This is a genomic window from Kitasatospora sp. MY 5-36 (assembly GCF_001182915.1).
GTDB lineage: Bacteria > Actinomycetota > Actinomycetes > Streptomycetales > Streptomycetaceae > Kitasatospora.
Genome location: NZ_LFVW01001348.1, coordinates 1 through 810, shown reverse-complemented (window position 1 = coordinate 810; position 810 = coordinate 1). Strand labels below are relative to the sequence as shown.

Below are 810 nucleotides of genomic sequence, written 5' to 3'. Positions count from 1 at the left end.
GCCGCGGCCGGCCGCCGCGCACACCCGCCGCAGCAGGGAGTTGAGCTCGGCGCGCTGGCCCTTCGTCAACGGGGCGAGCAGGTCCTCCTGGACGGCGGAGGCGTCCTCGTGCAGCACGTCCAGCGCCGCCTGCCCGGCCGGGGTGATCGTCAGCACTTCCTGCCGTCCGCCGATGTGGACGACCATGGAGTGCACCAGGCCCGCCGACAGCAGGTCGTCCAGCGCCTGGTCGGCGTCGGTCCCGGTCGCGGCGGCGCGCTCGACGAGGTCGTGGCGCCCGTGCGGCCCCAGCTGGGCGAGCGCGGAGAGCAGCCTCTGGTGGGCGCGGCCCATCCCGCGCGAGTCGAGGCGGTCGGCCAGCAGGCGGTCGGCCGCCCGGCCGGCCGTCGACAGGAGGTAGACGGTCTGTTCGAAGGGGCTCGTCGACCCCGTCCTCCCGTCGTACACAGCAGGTCCAATCGTCCGGGAAGGCCGCCGTGTTCTCGGGCCGGGGGCCACAGGGGTGGCATCCGCACGGGAGCGCCGGGCCCCGGGACCGGGTGGACACGGTCCCCGACGGATGGCTGACCGTCGACGGACGACGGCGGCACGGCCCGCGCGCGCAAGCCGAGGCTCACCATACCCGGGCCCGAACAGTTGGTCTACATCGATGTCGTCAAACGGTGCCGTGCGCCAGCAGGGCCCGGGCCGCGTACTCGACGTACTCGTGCAGCCCGTAGGCCAGGCCCACGCCGAGCAGGGCCGCGACCGCGACGGCGGCGAGCAGGGCGACGGCGGCCCGCGCCCGGTGGCCGGTCGGCCGGGCGGGCG

Annotated in this window: 1 protein-coding gene; it reads right to left on the bottom strand. The window is 76.0% G+C overall.

Annotated features, from left to right (window positions below; all coding sequences use genetic code 11):
- Positions 1 to 447, bottom strand: a 447-nt coding sequence (locus tag AE652_RS42370) for a MarR family winged helix-turn-helix transcriptional regulator (RefSeq protein WP_049661573.1), incomplete at its 3' end; no start/stop codon positions are given.
- Between the last annotated feature and the right edge of the window lie 363 nt (positions 448 to 810).